The organism is Candidatus Dechloromonas phosphoritropha (assembly GCA_016722705.1).
Taxonomy (GTDB): domain Bacteria; phylum Pseudomonadota; class Gammaproteobacteria; order Burkholderiales; family Rhodocyclaceae; genus Azonexus; species Azonexus phosphoritrophus.
The window spans coordinates 740,080-758,236 of sequence record JADKGN010000001.1 but is presented as its reverse complement, the minus strand read 5'-3'; the positions used below and the strand labels follow the sequence as shown (position 1 = coordinate 758,236).

General features: G+C 57.9%; 13 protein-coding genes and 3 pseudogenes. 14 read left to right on the top strand and 2 right to left on the bottom strand.

Annotation, left to right across the window (positions count from 1 at the left end):
- Together IPP03_03720 and IPP03_03715 are read left to right on the top strand one after the other, a co-directional pair.
- A pseudogene (locus IPP03_03720) lies at window positions 1–657 on the top strand (IS30 family transposase).
- Between the two features lie 83 nt (window positions 658–740).
- Window positions 741–2,129 (top strand): IS1380 family transposase, encoded by a 1,389-nt coding sequence (locus tag IPP03_03715; GenBank protein ID MBL0351809.1) that lies wholly within the window; start codon window positions 741–743, stop codon window positions 2,127–2,129.
- A 242-nt stretch (window positions 2,130–2,371) separates the two neighbouring features.
- On the opposite strand, the gene IPP03_03710 is transcribed toward IPP03_03715, so the two are convergent.
- Window positions 2,372–3,394: an IS4 family transposase gene (locus IPP03_03710; protein MBL0351808.1), complete on the bottom strand. Its 1,023-nt coding sequence runs from the start codon at window positions 3,392–3,394 to the stop codon at window positions 2,372–2,374.
- 185 nt (window positions 3,395–3,579) lie between these two features.
- Between IPP03_03710 and IPP03_03705 the strand changes: the two are divergent.
- Window positions 3,580–4,732, top strand: a pseudogene (locus IPP03_03705) (IS3 family transposase).
- Between the two features lie 821 nt (window positions 4,733–5,553).
- Window positions 5,554–6,804: a polyphosphate kinase 2 gene (gene ppk2, locus IPP03_03700; GenBank protein ID MBL0351807.1), complete on the top strand. Its 1,251-nt coding sequence runs from the start codon at window positions 5,554–5,556 to the stop codon at window positions 6,802–6,804.
- Window positions 6,805–6,899: 95 nt separating this feature from the next.
- Here ppk2 and IPP03_03695 read toward each other — a convergent pair whose 3' ends face one another.
- On the bottom strand, window positions 6,900–7,442 hold the full coding sequence (locus IPP03_03695; protein MBL0351806.1) for a hydrolase: 543 nt from the start codon (window positions 7,440–7,442) through the stop codon (window positions 6,900–6,902).
- A 134-nt stretch (window positions 7,443–7,576) separates the two neighbouring features.
- Between IPP03_03695 and IPP03_03690 the strand changes: the two genes are divergently transcribed.
- From IPP03_03690 to IPP03_03645, 10 genes and pseudogenes are all read left to right on the top strand, one after another.
- Window positions 7,577–8,083: a hypothetical protein gene (locus IPP03_03690; protein MBL0351805.1), complete on the top strand. Its 507-nt coding sequence runs from the start codon at window positions 7,577–7,579 to the stop codon at window positions 8,081–8,083.
- Between the two features lie 64 nt (window positions 8,084–8,147).
- Window positions 8,148–8,540 (top strand): annotated as a pseudogene (locus tag IPP03_03685) (DDE-type integrase/transposase/recombinase).
- Window positions 8,541–8,710: 170 nt separating this feature from the next.
- Entirely contained in the window at window positions 8,711–9,604 is an 894-nt protein-coding gene (locus tag IPP03_03680; GenBank protein ID MBL0351804.1) for an ISAs1 family transposase, read from the top strand.
- A gap of 831 nt (window positions 9,605–10,435) precedes the next feature.
- Window positions 10,436–11,404, top strand: coding sequence for an IS5 family transposase (locus tag IPP03_03675; protein MBL0351803.1), 969 nt, complete (start codon window positions 10,436–10,438; stop codon window positions 11,402–11,404).
- Window positions 11,405–11,819: 415 nt separating this feature from the next.
- Window positions 11,820–13,976, top strand: a complete 2,157-nt coding sequence (locus IPP03_03670) for a hypothetical protein (GenBank protein MBL0351802.1) — start codon at window positions 11,820–11,822, stop codon at window positions 13,974–13,976.
- Window positions 13,977–13,998: 22 nt separating this feature from the next.
- Complete coding sequence (locus IPP03_03665; protein MBL0351801.1) at window positions 13,999–14,379, top strand: hypothetical protein; 381 nt, start codon at window positions 13,999–14,001, stop codon at window positions 14,377–14,379.
- A 133-nt stretch (window positions 14,380–14,512) separates the two neighbouring features.
- Complete coding sequence (locus tag IPP03_03660) at window positions 14,513–15,763, top strand: hypothetical protein (protein ID MBL0351800.1); 1,251 nt, start codon at window positions 14,513–14,515, stop codon at window positions 15,761–15,763.
- A 13-nt stretch (window positions 15,764–15,776) separates the two neighbouring features.
- Window positions 15,777–16,427: a hypothetical protein gene (locus tag IPP03_03655; GenBank protein ID MBL0351799.1), complete on the top strand. Its 651-nt coding sequence runs from the start codon at window positions 15,777–15,779 to the stop codon at window positions 16,425–16,427.
- 86 nt (window positions 16,428–16,513) lie between these two features.
- The gene (locus IPP03_03650) at window positions 16,514–17,458 is read left to right on the top strand and encodes a hypothetical protein (GenBank protein ID MBL0351798.1); all 945 of its coding nucleotides are present in this window, start codon (window positions 16,514–16,516) and stop codon (window positions 17,456–17,458) included.
- 2 nt (window positions 17,459–17,460) lie between these two features.
- A complete protein-coding gene (locus IPP03_03645; protein ID MBL0351797.1) occupies window positions 17,461–18,144 on the top strand; it encodes a hypothetical protein in 684 nt (227 codons plus the stop codon).
- The last annotated feature ends 13 nt before the right edge of the window (window positions 18,145–18,157 follow it).

Genomic DNA, 18,157 nt, shown 5'->3' with positions numbered 1-18,157 from the left:
GCGCTCGACGCCGCGTAGTTGCCGGTTACCGGCACGCTGCGCAGTGAGTAGATCGCCTGCCTGCGACAAGCGCGTAAGCGTCGTCGGCCGCGCGCCCGAGGCGAAGATTGCCGGGGCCAGATTCCTTAGATGACCAGCATCCATCTGCGCCCACCGGAGATCAGCGAGCGTGTCATTCCCGGCCACTGGGAGGGCAATCTGATCAAGGGAGCACGCAATGCCTCGTCCATCGGCACGCTGGTCGAGCGGACCACGCTCTTTGTCACCTTGGTCAAGATGGAGGACGCCACGGCCGAAACCGCGGCCACGGCCTTTGGCGCTGTCCTCAACCGGGTTGACGCGCAACGACGCCTTTCCCTGACCTACGACCAAGGGCGCGAGATGGCGCAGCATGCGCGCCTTTCCGAAATCACTGGCGTCGCGGTCTATTTCGCCGATCTGCACAGCCCTTGGCAACGCGGCATCAACGAAAATACCAACGGCTTGCTTCGCCAGTATTTTCCCAAGGGATCCGATCTCTCTGGATTCTCTCAGACCGAACTCGATGCCGTTGCCTGGCAACTCAATACCCGACCTCGAAAGAGCCTCACCTTTCACTGTCCGGCCGAACTGTTTATCCCAGAATCCTTCGACTTCTTTAACCCGAATTTTTCATAAAAGCAGGCGAATCTCGTTTAACCCATTGATATAATTGGGGTTACGCCAATAACGCTTCGTAAGAAGCCTAAACGAGACCGCCCATGGACAATTCTATCCCAACCCAGCTTCGCTTTCCCGCCAGCGCCGGATTTACGATCCGGGCAGAGTTTGACGGCGGGGCGATGTCCTCCGACTTTGGCGCACTCCTGTTGCGTGGCATCGACCTGCAAATCGGCCTGATTCCCCGCCTGGTCAGCGCGATTCACGACAAACGCCACGCCTCGTACATTGACCATCCGCTGGCCGACCTGCTTCGTCAGCGGATATTCCAGACCGCCAGCGGCTACGCCGACGGTAATGACGCCAACACGCTGCGGCGCGATCCGCTGTTCAAACTGGCGGTCGGTCGTGCCCCGCTGGGCGAGGGAAATGACCTGGCCTCCGGCCCCACGCTCTCCCGGCTCGAAAACAGCGTATCGCGCAAAGACATTTACCGCCTGGCCAAAAGCTTCGTCGACGCCTTCATCGCCAGCTACGCCCAGGCGCCTGCCGTGATCGTGCTCGATATGGATCACTCTGAGGATGCCACTCACGGGCAGCAGGAACTGGCGTTCTACAACCACCACTACGGCAATCATTGCTACCTGCCGTTGTTCCTCTTCGAAGGACTCTCCGGGAAGCTGATCACCGCCGTCCTGCGTCCGGGCAAGCGTCCCACCGGTAAAGAGAATGCGGTCATCATCAAGCGCGTGCTGCACCTGCTCCGCCAGGCCTGGCCCGAGACCCACATCCTGCTGCGCGGGGATGGTCACTTCGCGAATCCCGAACTGATGACCTTGTGCGAGTCCGATCCGCATCTGGACTTTCTCTTCGGCCTGGCCGGCAACCAGGTGCTCTCGCCCAAGGCCGAGCCGCTGCTGAAGAAAGCCCGTGCGCTGCACCAGACACACAGCGCCAACGCCCAGCGCCTGGGGAACGCCGAGCCTGCGGCGACACGACTGTACGACGATATCGAGTATCAGGCGGGCTCGTGGCCCAAGGCTTACCGCGTGGTGGTCAAGGCCGAGGTGATGGCCTTGGGTGACAACCCGCGGTACGTGGTGACCTCGCTGTCCGACCCGACGCCTGATGTGCTTTACAAAGAGCTGTACTGTGCTCGAGGGCAGGACGAGAACTTCATCAAGGCGGTGAAGAACGACTTGGCCAGTGACCGGACCTCCGATCATGCCTTCCTCGCCAATCACCTGCGGCTGTTCTATTCGTGTGCGGCGTATGGGTTGATTCACGGCTTGCGCGAGAACACGCTGGTGCATACGGAACTGGCCAAGGCGCAACCGCTGTCGATTATCCTGAAACTCTTTAAGTTGGCGGTGCGCGTGGTGCAGTACAAGGATCGGATCAAGCTGTCCTTGCCTACGTCGTGTCCGATGAAGGGGGTGCTGGCGCGGGTGACCGAGTTGCTTTACCTCGTCCCGCGCCCGCCGGCCTGATCGACTCGGCGACGCCGTCTCATGCTGCCGACTCGAATCCGCTTGAGCGGAGGTGAGGTCTCGCCAGCGCTCTGTCCAGGGATCGATGGCGGCAGGGTGTGATGCCCAAAAGTTGGGGTATTTGGCCGATCGTGGCGGGTTGGCAGCAAAATTCGCAGCAAGCTGACTCGCATCACGGCTGGAATGGCACGACATTGACATCGCGCGGCGGGTTTATGAAACATCCGGGTTAAGCATCATCATCAGCTTGTTGCACTTCGGACTTGAAACCGCCGTGCATCGCGCAGGGTCGTCACGAGATAGAAGGACTCGCTGCGCATGCCCGGCACCGTGATCGTGACCTTGATCTGGCGTAGCGTGAGAGCGTCGGGAAGCGTCCGCCATTCTTCATGGGAATAGCTCAGGTTCTTGTTCCAGACGGGCTTGGGCCACGTGATCAGCAAGTCGTCCGGCCCCAGCACGTCGCTCGCCGCCCCCGCTTCGACCGGTGTCCGCCGCGCCAGGGTCATCACCGTGTCCACGCCCCTTTGCTGGAATTTCCAGACGTCGTAATAGCTGCAAAACCCCTTGTCACCCATCATGATGTCGCCGGGCTTGAACTCTCCCCATTGCTGGCGCAGAAGAGTCAATTCGCCGTCCCTGAGGGAACTGACCCGATGACTCAACAATGTGCCGGTTTGTAGACAGAAGCAGGCACAGATCTGGGCCTGTGGGAATCCACATCCCGGCTTCTGGCTTCCCGGCTGGGGCCACGCCTCTTGATTGGCCGGGGTGTCGGGCATGCTCACTGCCGTTCCATCGACTACCACGACGCGCCGATCTTTCCATCGGCGATGCTGTCCCCGCTGCTGCAACTGTTCGGCGCTGTGCTTCAGGATGCGTTTCAGTCCGCCGCTCTCCAGTTTGCTTCGGGCCTGACAGTACGCCGAGGTCGATGCGCAGGGCACCGGCATCGAACGAGAAGCCGCAAACGCCTGAACTTTGCGAACCACTTCCCGGCAACCGCCGTCGGCGTCGAGAATCTGGGTGAAAAACCCCCAGAAGGTGTTCTCCTTGCTGAATATCCGACGCCGACTGAAATTACCCACCTTCTCCTTCCCCAGTTCGCGGGTCGGAATGAAGGAACCAAAACACTCCCCCAGTTGGCTGATCGTATGCCGGCGAATCCGAATCTTTTCGTCAGCCAGCTTTTGCGCGCCAGAGCGTGGCTTGCGGCGCAGCGTCGATAGGTGAAATCCAGGGAGATGGAGCGTGCCGTTTTTCATGCCGAATTATCTCATTTATCTTTATGGCATGAACGGCTTTTCCACTGAATGGGCTTAACTTAGCGCCATTCTGATCTGACATGGATTTTTGTCGAGACCTAGTTGGCGGAAACCTGGAGCCCTATAGTGGTCCCCATTTTAAGACAACGGTTTAAGCTGTGCGCTGTCATGAGGGATGAGAAGTGATGCAAGAAGTGAAGAAGAGGAAGGTCCATTCGCCCGAATTCAAGGCGAAGGTAGGGCTGGAGGCCGTGCGAGGGATGAAGACGATCAATGAGATTGGTCAGGAGTACGGTGTTCATCCGGTGCAGGTCGGGCAGTGGAAGAGGGAGATTCAGGAACAAGCCAAGACATTGTTTGAAGGCAAACGAGGCCCGAAGCCGCTGGCCGCTCACCGGGAGCCGGAATTGCTGTACAGCGAAATTGGCAAACTGAAGATGGAGTTGGATTGGCTCAAAAAAAGTCCGGGATGAGCCTGTCATGATGCGGCAATCGTGGATTGGCAAAGGAGATGAGGCCACCGTGGTCCAGCAGTGTGTTCTGGCGGGCGTATCCCGCGCCACGGTTTATGCGCAGAAAAAGCCCAAGCCGGTCGATGAAAGCGATCTGCTGCTCGGTCGTCTGATCGATGAGGAGTACACACGGCGGCCGTTCTACGGCAGCCGCAAGATGGTCGTATTCCTCAAGGTCGCTGGCCACATCGTCAATCGCAAGCGGGTCCAACGTCTAATGCGGCAGATGGGGTTGGCAGGCATGGCGCCGGGCCCCAACACCAGCCGCCCACGCCCGGAACACAAAATCTACCCCTATCTGCTGCGCGGAGTCCCCGTTGTCAGGTCCAACCAGGTCTGGAGCACGGATATCACCTACATTCGGTTGGCGCATGGCTTCACCTACCTGCTAGCCATCATCGACTGGTACTCACGCCGGGTGCTCAGTTGGCGGATCAACAACAGCATGGAAGCGGTATTCTGTGTCGATTGCCTGGAGGACGCCTTGCGTAACCACGGCAGGCCCGAAGTCTTCAACAGCGATCAAGGCTCACAGTTCACCAGCGCGGCCTTCACCGGCGTGCTGAAGCGCGAAAGGGTTGTCATCAGCATGGATGGGCGCGGACGGGCATTCGACAACATCTTTGTCGAACGGCTCTGGCGTAGCGTCAAGCATGAGGATGTGTATCTGAAGGGCTATGCCACGATGGGCGAGTTGCTGGTTGGACTGACCGAGTACTTTGTCTTCTACAACGGCGAACGTCCGCACCAGTCCTTGGGACAAAATACACCCGACGTCGTGCATCGAACCGCTGTCGGTGGCGGGGCATTGATTGTGGATAAATTTCCGCGCGCGGGGGAGAAATCCCCTGTGGAGCGTAGCGGAACAGGGGATTTCTCCCCCACAGACGCAAGATCAGAGGCAACGGCAACAACCAAAGCAAAAGCAAAACCGGGACAGCGCCATTTCGCTGCATGTGAGCAATGGCTACAGCTTAAACCCGGATGAAATCTGTCTTGACTCAGGGATCCACTTTAGTCTCAGATGCGATGATTTCCCTGCTGATGCCTTTCGCGAACGCTGTCCACACACTGACGACGGATAACGGGAAGGAGTTTGCCCAGCATCAGCGATTTGCCGAGCAACTCCAGGCTGATTGCTACTTCGCCCACCCTATGCTTCTTGGGAACGCGGGGCCAACGAGAATATGAACGGCCTCATTCGGCAGTTCTTCCCCAAGAAAATGAGCTTTGATGGCATCTCCGAAAAAATATCGGACTTGCCAGGCTCCGTCTCAATCACCGACCTCGAAAATGCCTTGACTACAATACACCTCACGACCTCTTCATGAGTCAGCTACACTCCCGTCATTACCCTGTTGCATTTCAGAGTTGAATCCGCCTCATCAAAATTCCGCTACCCGGCAAGCTATGACATTACATTGCGCCAACGCCACTTGGAACCGCCCTTGTCAAGAGAATGATCGCGGGCGGGCGTCTATCGCACATGCCGCAGGGAAGCGAAAAAGTTCAGAAAAACAGTGGCCAATTGCCTGCAAGTGGTTGAAGCGCCCAGCATGTCGGGTCTATTATGACGAAGTTTCGTCAGTCAGCAATCTGAACTCAAGATTTTCACAACGGATCACATACCATACTGGAGGAAGTTAGATGGACAAGAAGACTTCGACGCCCGAACCGGGTACAAAAAGCAAAGCGGTTGCCGCCGCCAAACCTGCCGGGAGTGCCGATTCACCGGCCGCCAAGCCGGTGGTGCTCAAGGCACGCGTCGCCACGCCCCGTGCGGCGCAGCCACGCAGGGCTGCGGCTGGCGACATTGCGCCGGCGCACACTCCCGAAGCGATGGAGGCCTATGACGTGGCCGAGGCTGTCAGCGCTGCGGTCGAGCAAAAGACCGTTGCCCTGAAAGACATCATTGCTCATGCTCCTCCCGGTGATACGGTCGCACTGGCCAAGTCCCTGGAAGCGATTATGACGGGCGCGTCGCCGGATGACGCGGTGGCTCTGCGCAAGGCGCTGCTCGGCAAGGACGAAGCGCCGGCATGGAAGTTGCCGACCAGTCCGGACGACGAACTGGCAAGCGGCTGGCGGGACAACAATTCCTACCCCTATCGCAACCTGATGTCGCGCAAGGCCTACGAGAAGCAGAAGTATCGTCTGCAGGTCGAACTGGTTAAGCTGCAGAACTGGGTCAAGGAATCCGGCCAACGCATGGTCATCATCTTCGAGGGGCGTGATGCGGCTGGCAAGGGTGGTTCCATCAAACGCTTTACCGAGAACCTCAACCCGCGCGGTGGGCGCGTTGTCGCGCTGGAGAAGCCGACGACGGAGGAGCGTGGCCAGTGGTACTTCCAGCGTTACGTGAGGCACCTGCCGACGGCCGGTGAGATCATTTTCATGGATCGATCATGGTACAATCGGGGCGGCGTCGAGCGTGTGATGGGTTTCTGCAACGAGGAGGAATACCGCGAGTTCATGCGCCAGACACCTGAATTCGAACGCACTTTGGTGCGTAGCGGCATTCATCTGATGAAGTTCTGGTTCTCGGTGAGCCGCAAGGAACAGCGTCGCCGCTTCAAGGAGCGCGAGGTTCACCCGCTCAAGCAGTGGAAGCTGTCGCCGATCGATCTGGCTTCGCTCGACAAGTGGGACGATTACACCAAAGCCAAGGAGGCGATGTTCTTCCATACCGACACCACTGAAGCACCATGGACGGTGGTCAAATCCGATTGTAAGAAGCGCGCGCGTCTCAACGCCATGCGTTTCGTGCTGCACAAGATAGACTATGCCGGTAAGGACGTTGCGGCTATCGGGCCTGTCGATCCACTACTGGTTGGTCGTCCGCACGTGGTTTACGAACCGAGTGGAAGTCAGCAAGTGGAGCACACGGCCATCCTGTGATCTGATCAGATCGAGGGTTAACTCTGGGGCGCGACAAGCGCCCTTTTTTACAGCAAGACAAACTGCGGTAGCTCCGGCGACAGAGATTGAAATTCTCAGCGCAGGAACTCGCGGCTGATCTGTCTGAACATATCAGTTCCAGCCTGGTGCAGCCACTCGAAGGCAACCATCTCGCGCGAAACGATGCGGCATCCCTCCTGACGCAGGCGCGCCAGCCCAAGTTCCTTGTCGGACGCGCGGCGCGAGCCGACCGCCTCGGCAACGACAAATACCTCCTTGCCCAGAGCCAGCAGATCAAGTGCCGTCTGCAGAACGCAGACATGCGTTTCCGTACCGGTCAGAACGATCTGGCGGCGGGAAATGTCGGGTAGCGACCCCAGGCGGTTGTCGGCGACGGCCGAGAAATGCAGCTTCTCGACGATGCGATCGGGCTGAATGCGGGAGCTGAGTTCCGGGACGAGCGGTCCGAGTCCGGACGGATACTGAACAGTTGCACCGACCGGCACCGAAAGGCGCCCCGCGACGTCAACCAGCCACAGGTTGTGACGAATGACCGCATCGATATCCTCGATGGCGGGAGCAAGTTTCTCCTGCAAGTCGATCAGCAGCAATATCGACTGGTCGTTCTTGATCAGCATTCGGGTACCTCGCGTATCAGTTCCAGAGTTTCGGGAAAGGCAATTGCAGCGCCGCTCAGGCAAGTATCCCGGCGCCACTGCCAGAAGTCAATCCGGCGTATTGTGGCGCTACCGGAATGCACGATATGCGATCAGTGGCGCTCTTCACCCTCATCCCAGCCGGCAACCATAGCCTTGAAGTGGGCACCGACCGTATGCCTGGTCGTGATGACGTAGATGTGGCCGATCAGGAAGGCGAGCATCAAGAAGGCGCCGATGGTATGGAGCAGGGCGATCGTGCCGAGATCGAGCGCCATCCCGGCAGTTTCGAGTTCGTTGTAGTAAAGATAGGCGAGACCGGAAATTCAGATCAGCGGATTGATCAGAACTGTCACGCCAAGATAGGCGAAGGTTTGCAGCGGATTATGCTTGTGCTCGCGGGTGACCCTAAACGGGTGTGGTTCGCCCCTGAAGATGCCCCAGGCGTACCGGACATGCGGCTCACACCCGAGCGAGCCTTGGAGATCGTGCGCCGGATTCAGTTTCATCAGATTACCTTGCATCAACGTCAGTCGGCCTCAGGGCTGTCGGCCATCACGCCGGAACAAAAGGATCTCTTCGAAACCATCGACCTCCCGGAACCCTCAACAAAACGCTTGTAGTGCCAATTTCAAATATGCATCCCTCGCATAGTCAATGACTTGCGCTTCTGGCTGTCGAACTCGGGTGACCATGGCCTGGTTCCACAAAAAACCGGCACCGGGCCTGATCCATCACTCCGACCGAGGAAGCCAGTATGCAAGCCACGCCTTTCAGGCGCGGCTGAAAGCCCACGGGATGGTCTGTTCGATGAGCCGCAAGGGCAACTGCTGGGACAACGCGCCGACCGAGAGCTTCTTCAACAGTCTGAAAAATGAGCGGGTGCATGGCACCCGCTACAGCACGCGGGCCGAAGTGCAAGCCGATCTGTTCGACTACATCCAACCGTTCTACCCCCTGAAGGAAGTCCTTTTGGGGGACAACCGCAGACGTCGTCATTCCACGCTCGGCTACGCTTTGCCCATGAAATTCCTAGAAGACTGGATTATGACTCAGCATGAGCAGCAATTGGCGGCATAATGCCAATGAGTTGGAAGACGAAAAACAGAGGGAAGCTCATTCTTCAGGGCTATTGCATACGCAGATATCGTAAACCCTGCTGGAAAGTTGTTTAGTGTCAGTGAGTTATGACGGGGGCTTGTGGACTCGGTCGGAATCAGGTCTACTCTCGACTTTTGTCGGGAATGGAAATGACACTGGCGGAAGTATTTGTTGGTCTGGATGATCCTCGCACCGGGCCTGCGCAGTGGCACGATCTGACGGAAATGATCCTGATGGCGCTGTGCGCAGTGTTGTGCGAAGCGGATAGTTGGGTGGATGTCGCCGAATGGGTCGAGGACAACGAGGCTTGGCTGAAGCAGCACCTGGTTCTTGAGCACGGCACACCGTCCCATGACACTTTTGGCCGGGTATTCCGCCTGCTGGATGCCCAAGTATTCGAGACCTGTTTCCGTGAATGGATCAGCGGCCTCATCGGCGTTGTGGCGGGGGTAGTCGCCATCGACGGCAAGACCGCCTGTGGTTCCCGGGATGGCCATAACAGCGCGCTGCACACGATCAGCGCTTACGCCACTGCCAGCGGCTTGTGTCTGGCCCAGGAGCATACCCGTGGCAAGGGCAACGAGATACCCGCCATCAAGGCGCTGCTCGACACACTGACCCTCAAGAGATGCATCGTGACGATTGATGCCATCGGTTGCCAGACCGAGATTGCCCGGAAGATTCTCGACGAGGGCGGGAATTATCTGCTGGCCGTCAAGGATAATCAGGAAACCTTGGCGAATGCCTTGCGAGAGTTCTTTTCTGATGGCGAGACAGCCGGCTTCGGCACGCTGCCGGTTGATCGATTCCAATCTGTCGAGAAGAACCATGGCCGCATCGAAGCCCGACGGGCGATGTGGGTCACGAACCTGTCCTGGCTGGACAAGAAGTTCCAGACACACTGGCCAAAACTCGCTGGCGTCGGCATGATCGAGCGACAGCGGGACATCAACGGCACGCTTTCCAAGGAGCGCGCCTTCTACATCGGCAGCAAGGGCGTCACCTCCGCAGCGTCTTTTGCCAACGCAGCACGCAGTCATTGAGGTATCGAGAACAGCCTGCATTGGGTGCTCGATGTCACGTTTCGAGAGGACAACTGCCGTGTCCGCAAAGACCACGCGCCGCATAACTTCGCCACCCTGCGCAAGTTCGCCATTGCGTTGCTACGCCAAGATACTCAGTACCCCAAGCGCAGTTTGCGCTCCCGCTGAAAAACCGCAGATCGACTCCCAAAATATCGGGCCTCATTGCTCGGCCTCTCTCCTCAAGAAGTAAATGCGATTGCCCTGGCTCATTCTTCAACCTGCGCGCTGGCCACCGCAAACTGTGCACGTCCAGTGCGGCGACCGAACACTGACGCTGTGCCACCCTGATTGGGCCGGTTGTTGATTTCATTGAGAAAAGTGGCGTTCTTGCAGGGTCGTTTGCATGCAATTGAAATATCCTGGCGAAGGGAGCCATTTTCTGCCCGGAAAGCCTTGTACTACAAGGCCCAGATGAGGTAGAGTTTTTGTACCCGGATTTTTTAACGGGATTGATGAGCGTCGAGGCCGGCATGATTCGGTTCTGCACGCTTCGCTGCGATTTGTCGCGAGGTCTGGGGTGCGGCCCCGACTGACGGGGTGGGGATGGGTTGCGCCGAACCAGACATGGCGTCGGCCTAGGAAACTGATGGGGCACGCGTGTTGTCGCGTGTTGAATAGGACCCAGATAGTTTGAGTAGTGCGCTTTGAAAATTACTCAGGGTGACTAACCTTTCTGCTCAATTGTTGAGCAGGGCCAAAGGAGATGATTGCCATGAAAGATCGGCATTGGAGCAATATAATGTCATAGTTCGCCGTGTGGCGAGTTTTTGACGAGCGAGAGAGATACAGATGGCTGCAAGAACCCAGAGAGACGAGCGCACGGCACAGCCGAAATACCGCTACCAGGTAAAGAACTGGGCGGAAACCGATCGAGCGCTGGTCAATCGCGGCAACCTGACGATCTGGTTTGACCAAGCCAGCATCGCCCAGAGTTGGACGCCGCCGCGACCGGTCGGGCGCGGCAAGCCGGGGACTTACTCGGACCTGGCGATCCAGACCTGCCTGACGCTCAAAGCCCTGTTCCGTCTGCCCTACCGGGCCACCGAAGGCCTGCTCAAGTCGTTGATGCGTTTGTCTGCGCTGGATTTGCCGGTGCCGGATCACACCCACATGTCGCGCCGGGCAGCCACGCTGGAAGTGCAGATACCCCGGCGCCCGAGAACCGGGGCCACCCATGTGATGGTCGACGCCACAGGCCTGAAGATATTCGGCGAAGGCGAATGGCAAGTCCGCTCGCAAGGGGATGGCAAGCGCCGCACCTGGCGCAAGATTCACCTGGTGGTTGATGAAACGGCCAAAGACATCATTGGCATTGAGGTGACTAGCGTCGACTGGCACGACAGCGACGTTTTTCCTGACCTGTTGGCGCAAGTCGAGGGTGAAGTCTCCCAAGTCGCTGCCGATGGCGCCTACGCCACCGCAGGCACCCATGCTGCAATCCGCGAGCGGGATGCCAAGGCGACAATTGCTCCACGTGAGGATGCGGTGACCTGGGGAAACGACCATCCCCGGGATGCCCTCCTGGCTGAGATCCAATCCAGGGGTCGCGCCGGCTGGAAGGAGGATTCCGCTTACCACCGACGCAGCATTGCCGAAAACATGATGTATCGGCTCAAACAATTGGGCGGTCACCTGTTCTCCCGTGCGTTTGACCGGCAGGCTGCCGAGAGCCACGTTCGGGTGGCGATCATCAACCGGTTCACGTACCTCGGCATGCCGAAATCCGTCCGCGCTGAGCAAATTGTGGCTGGTGTATGAATCAGGATGGGGATAGGGGTGGTTCATGCCGAAAATCTTGAATTTAAGCCCCTGTTGTATAAGTTAGTGCTAATTGTGCACTAGCGCCTGAAAGATCTGGGAACGTAAAATAGCCCGCAAGGGCAAGCATTCAGAAGGTGAAATACCCGAAATTAACCCGATTTCTTGTCGTTCATGCTTAAGTATCCAATTCGCTCATGAAAATTGGGATTTTTTCAGATATTCCCTAAAGAGCACCGACAACGGTTCTCGGTATTTTTATATAATTATTATGGAGATGGATATGGCCTCGGCGTTAATAGTTCCCGGCGTTCAAGTCAAAACCGAATTCGAGCCAGCACCTGTATTGCCTGGGGCTACGGGCATATTGGGCGTTATTGGCGTTACTGATCGAGGCCCGACTACTCCCACGCCAGTGAGTAATTTCGGCGAATTTGTCGAACTATTTGGCCCTGCCAGCCGCTACACCCTGCCGGAGGTACGCGAGGCCTTTGCCAACGGTGTTTCGCGTATGGTCATTGCGCGAGTGGCACCGGGCAGCGCGCAAAAAGCAACGCGCACACTGCTCGATGATGATGGCGATCAGGTTGTCACTTTGGAAGCACGCGCCGAGGGTGCGTGGGGCAACAATATTTCAGTGAAAGTAACACAAATCAAGACGTTATCTGGCAAGGGTATTAAATATGTCAACCTCGAAATCTTGAATAATGGCCAAGTCGTCGAGGTCTTGAATAATCTGGGGTTAAACGAAGACAGCCCAGATTATTTTTTTGATCGGATCAATAACGACTCGCGGATTCTGGTTGCGATCGACCCACTGTTTCAGAAGGCACTGCCGGCAACCATCGCCAGCGCGCCGCTGGCCGATGTGGAGGCGCGCGCGGCGTTCACTACCTTGCAGTCGGGTGCCACGGATGTCATTCTCGCCACCGCCAAGAAGACTGGGAAAAATGGCAACCTCAGTTCGATTGTCGTCAGCGATGGTCAGGCCGGGCTGGTGTTGGTCGGTGCTGCCGATGCCCCCAGCATTGAAGTCTCCGCACGGCAAGCAGGCAGCGCGGGCACTGGCATTCGCGTCAACGTGTCGAGCGGTGGCCCAGACAGTGTGAATATCGTGATTACCCCTGCCGTGGGCGCGCCGCGCACGCTGGGGCCGTTTACCACGATCAAGGCCCTAATCGCCGCAACGGCGAATGATCCCGACGTTGTGATTGTGGCGCGCGGCGCGGTGCTTCCCTCTGTCATTGCAGGAACACCATTGCCACGCCGCGTCAACATTGATGTCATCACCGAGGGCCGGGATACGGCGAGTTACAGCAATCTTGCGGATCTCGCCGCGTTTGTGGCGCTGAACGACCCACTGTTGGGTTTCTCCATAGTCGGCGCTGCCACGCAGTTGCCGGATGTCAACACCGGCACCAATCTTAAAGCGGGGCGCAACAAGGGACCGGCGCTGGCCTTGACTGACGGCGTTGCAAGCGACCCGTTGCTCGAGATTGTGCCGGCAACCGGCGCGAGCGGCGCTCTGGCGGTAGCAATTATGCAGAGCATATCGACCATCGACGGAAAAACCGGTGTCGTCAATGTCGTGGTGTCGCAAGATGGCGCCACTGCGGAAACGTTCAACAATCTTACGCTGGATCCGGACGATATCAATTACCTGCCCGAAGTATTGGCAAGTACTTCCAGCCTGATTCGTGCACATGACCTGTTCGTGCGCAGCCACGCGACTTCGCTACCGGTGCACAACTCGAGGCCGCTAGCGCTGAGTGGCGGGACATCCCAGCTTGCTGACGACTACCAAACGGCGCTGGAAAATCTGGAGGCGGCCGAAGAAGTGGATTTGGTGATCGCATCTGTCGCGAATCAACTCGACGACAGCGGCATTAAATCGGTACACAAACTGGTGGTCGCGCATTGCACGAAGATGGCGGATGTGGCGCGCAATCGCATTGGCATTGGGTCGGTGACAAAAACCGAATCGCCCAAAGTCGATGCGATGCTCGACCATGCGGACGATGTGCGCAGCGACCATTTCATTTTGAGCGCGCCAGCCGGTACTGAAGCGGCGCTTGCAGGCTTGCTCGGCCGCCAGGATTATTTTCAGTCGCCGACGTTTAAAACGGTCGCGGCACTTGGCGTGCCCCCCGGAACTTACACCGATTCGCAGCTGGAACACCTGATCACCGGCAACGTGGTGGCGATCAACCAGAAACGCGGGCTTGGCACGATTGTCGTCAAAGGTTTGTTGACCAGCGGCCGGCAAATCAATGTGCAGCGCACGGCCAATAAATCAGTACGCGAAGTCAAAGCAATCTCGGACAAATATATCGGCCTGCTCAACAACGAGGGAGCACGCAACGCACTGCGCCAACAAATCATCGCGCTCTTCCTTCAGATGGAAAGGGATGGCGCGCTGGTGCCGAGTACTGACGGTAAAGATCCGGCGTTTTTTGTCAACGTGTATTCGACCCAGACCGACTTCGCCAATGGCATCGTGCGCATCGATATTGCGATTCGTCCGGTGCGTGCAATCGATTACATCTACGCCACGATTCTTGTGAAGAATTGATTCGGTTTGAGGGAGCATCAGCATGGCACAACTATTTACTGCATTTTCATCGGAAGTAAAAATCAACGAGGAAACCGTCGAGGGTTTGCAATCGATTGAATACAACGTTGTGAAGAATCGTCAGCAGGTCGGCGCCATCGGCACCGATGAGCGCATCGCGGTGTACTTCGGCACCAAGAATGTTGCTGGAAGACTGCGTGTCGCATCCATCAACGCCACACTGGATGGATTTCTGCAGGACAACACGTCATTTTCCGTAAGCGCCACGCTGCGCAATGGCGACGCCAGCCGCAGCGTTTCGTTCGACAGCTGTTATCTCGAAGACAAGTCGTTCGGTTTGAGTGCAGAGGGCCATGCCGAAACCGTGTATTCATTCAGTGCAACACGCGTCAGGGAAGAGTAATCCGAGAAACGGTAATCCTCCATGTAGCGCTCTCACCTGAACGGTGAACACCAAAAATCACTAAAGAGGATATAAATTCATAATGTTACATTACCTTGCCAGCGGTCAATTACCGTTTCCAGGATAATCCGGAATGGCGGCTTTCGTCGACGCCAAGAACGCCGTGGTGCGCGATGGCGATGCCGCATGGCCATTTGATATCGATTGCCGGGATGGTGTCGCACGCATCGCGCTTGACGACAATCTCTATGTGGTGCGACCACTAGCGTGGCGAGAGAAGCGCAATCTAGCGCGTTTCGCCCACCTCGGCGAACATTTTTTACAAACACAGTTTTTGCGCGTATCGCTCAACGATGGCGGCAAAAATCTGTCCACGACCGAAGAATCCCGTAGTGTGCTATCGGCTTTGGCGCGCTGGATTAACGCACCCGATGGCGATTTTGGTTTGCCGCTCGATCAACAGTTGCTTGCAAGCGTGACGCTGGATATTTGCCGCTCGCTGCAATTGGGGCCAGACATGTTCAACACGCTTGACGCCAGCGAAGTTGAATTGTTGTGGCAGGCCACGCGCGCCACGCAGCCGCTGCCACCCGATGCCACCCCAACTGCTGAGCCAGGGATGACGCGCATCGTGGTAATTCCGGGCAAGGCGCATTCCAGTAACGAGCAGCCCGATAACATGGCGCGCGACAATGACGATGCAGCCACCCCGGTGAGGTCCGCGTCCGCTGCGCCAGAAATGGATTTGGGAAAAATATCAAAACCACCGCTGCGTCCCACCAGCTCTCATGCTGAGACAACGAAGCCCGCGACTGAGTCGGTAGCTATTTCCGAAGAAGCTGCGGCCGAACCTGCCGGGCAATCGTCCCCGCTCGCCGGACCCGTGCAATTACAAGGTACGCAGGCATCTTCCAGCATGGCATCCGGCCGCGAGCGCGCACAAAGCTCAGGGCCATCGCCCAATCGATTTCGCGTGGATTTTTCGACTCCGCAACGTACAGTGTCAGCCGAACAGACTGCGGTGCAGGGTGACACAGCCGTCGCCACGGCCCCGCCGTTGCGCGGTTCGACCAGTGCGCGTGAGGATTTTTCACCGACGCATCAAGCTTCTACAGCCGAGCACCCGGCGGCGCTCACCACAATTCAACGAATTAGAAATCCGCAACAAATGGCGGCCAAGCTTGACATTGCGCCCGCTTTGGTGCCGCAAAAAAATAACCCGACCACTGCACCCCAGTTGGCGGACATTTCCTTGCCGCCCGCCGCTGCGATGGCGCTGAAGCAGTCAGAGGCATTGCCCCAACTCGCCGATTATTGCATTGCCGAATTCGGTGCGCGCCTGGACGAAGCCGCGCAGGCCGCTGGCATCGAGCTGGAGAATTAGCATGGGCGCGCCAATGCTGGACGATATCGAACTGAAAGCGGTGCAGCACATCCGTCAGGAAACTGAGCAGGGATTCATGCAACAACGCATTGCCGGACTTGACGGCACGCTGCAACAGAAAATTGGACGGCATTCACACCGTGTCACGCTCGCGGGCTTTTTGCTACCGGAAACGGCGACCGACGATTTGAAAAAATTGCAGGAGAAAGCCGGCGCTGGCACCGAAGTGACATTTTCTGCCGACATCACCACGGCACTCGCGGTCGACAAAATGGTGATCGAATATTTTGTGGCGGAGCAGCATGTTGGCCCGGCCGGCCAGATTGCCTATCACATCGTCCTCGTGGAAAGTCCGCCGCTGCCGCCGCCGGCGGAGCTGAGCTCTTTCGGCGGGCTGGGTGGTTTCGGTCTGGGTGATTTGGGTTTCGATCCCGGCGCGCTTGGCAATGTGCTGGGCGAGATTGCCGACAAGGCCGGCGCGGTAATGGACGCTGTCGATACCGCGCTCGACGCCGTACAGCAGATCGCCGCGCTTGCCAACCTGGCTGATCTGGCCAACGTCGGCAATCCGATCAAACCACTGTCGGACAAAATCGGAGAATTGAAATCCGTTGGCTCGGCGGTGGATGGCTTGACCAGCGCAGTGGCGGGGCTGACTGAATGACCTCACAACTGTTGCCTACTTATGCGCTCACCCTTGGCTCGCAACGCTGGACAGAACAGGCACTGCGGATTAGGGTGGCGCTCGAATTGGCGCCGCGTGTCGATACGCTCACGGTATGGCTGCCGATTACCGCGCCTTTTTCGGCGGACCACGGTGACACGGTTGAGCTGACCGTCAATAGCGGCGAAACAGAGGAAATTGTTTTTACCGGAGAAATCGACTCGATTCGACGCGATTTCGATTCGCTGCGGGTGTCCTGCATCAATGCCGGCGGTGTGCTGTCGCGATTCCGCCCCGCTGAAACCTACGAAAACGTCAGCGCCGCGACGGTGATCCGCAATTTGCTCGACACCATGGGTGTCGATGCCGCCACCCTCGAGGATGGCCCCGATCTGGCCTTTTATATCGCAGATCCCTCGCGCACCGCATGGGAACATGTCGCGCGCGTTGCCGCCTGGGGCGGCGCTGTGGCGCGCATCAACGCGGCAAACGAGGTCGAAGCCAACGTGATTGATGCATCACAGGCGGAAGTGGCATTGCTGTATGGCCGCGAAATCACTGCGTTGCACGCAGACAAACGTGCGGCTACGATGGATGCTTTCGTCATCGTGGGTGAGGCCGGTGCCGGCGACACTGCCTCAGCCGATGTATTGCGGCCGAGCACGGATTTTTTCGCGGGCAATCGCCCGGACGGGCCTGCACGCGGCAGCCGCTGGCGTTTCGAACCCGCGCTACGCACGGTGAAGTCGGCGGCCACCGCCGGCGCGGCCGCGCAACGACTGTACGCCTCCGGCCTCGATAGCGGTCTCTTCCGCGCTTTTCTGCTGCCACAACTGCGCTGTGGCAGCGTGGTCGAAGTTCAAAAATTACCGGACAATCTGTTGGCCGGCCCGGTGTGGCTGACGCGTGTGGAACACGAGCTAAGCCCTGGCGTCGCCACCTCGAGCGTGCATTTTCAGCAGGGCGGCGACAGTTTCAACCCCAGCGCATTGTTGGGTTCGCTCGCGGGCGTGGCCGGAGGGCTTTTGTAGTCATGCAACAGATCGTTCATACCCTGCGGCAGATCGCGCGCCATGAGGTCGGGCAGCACTGGCACGCCGGCCTCGCGGTGGTGAAGACACTGCACGCCGCCGACGCCAGCAACCACCTGTACGCCTGCACCGTGCAGTTGCGCGAAACCGGGCTAGTGCTGCCGAAGGTGCCGATTGCAACCGGCGTCACGGGCATGGCTTCGCTGCCGCGCGAAAATGATTTGGTGATTGTGTTGTTCATCGGCGGCGATGCGCACGCACCGGTAGTGATCGGCCGCCTTTACAACGAAATCGTCGCGCCGCCGGACAATGCACCCGGCGAATGGGTGACGGTGCTGCCTGGCGATGAAGCCGACACCGACAAGCGGCTCGAACTGCGAGTAAAAACGCCCGGCGACGGTACACGTGCGATTCACCTGCAACTGGGCGGATCGGTTGAAATCGCGGTCAACATCGACGACGCCGGTATCGAACTAAAAGCGCAGGACACTACCTTCAAACTCACGCAAAGCAGCAGTTCGGATGGTAAGGCGGAATTAAAAGTCGGCGATTCGTCGGTGACGATCGAGCAAGGCGGCGACGTAAAAATCGAAGCGGCAGGTACACTGACATTGAAAGCGAACAAGATCGAACTTTCCGGCGATCTGTCGGTGAAAGTGGCCGGCCAAACCATCGATTTGAACTAACCGGCCTATTGAA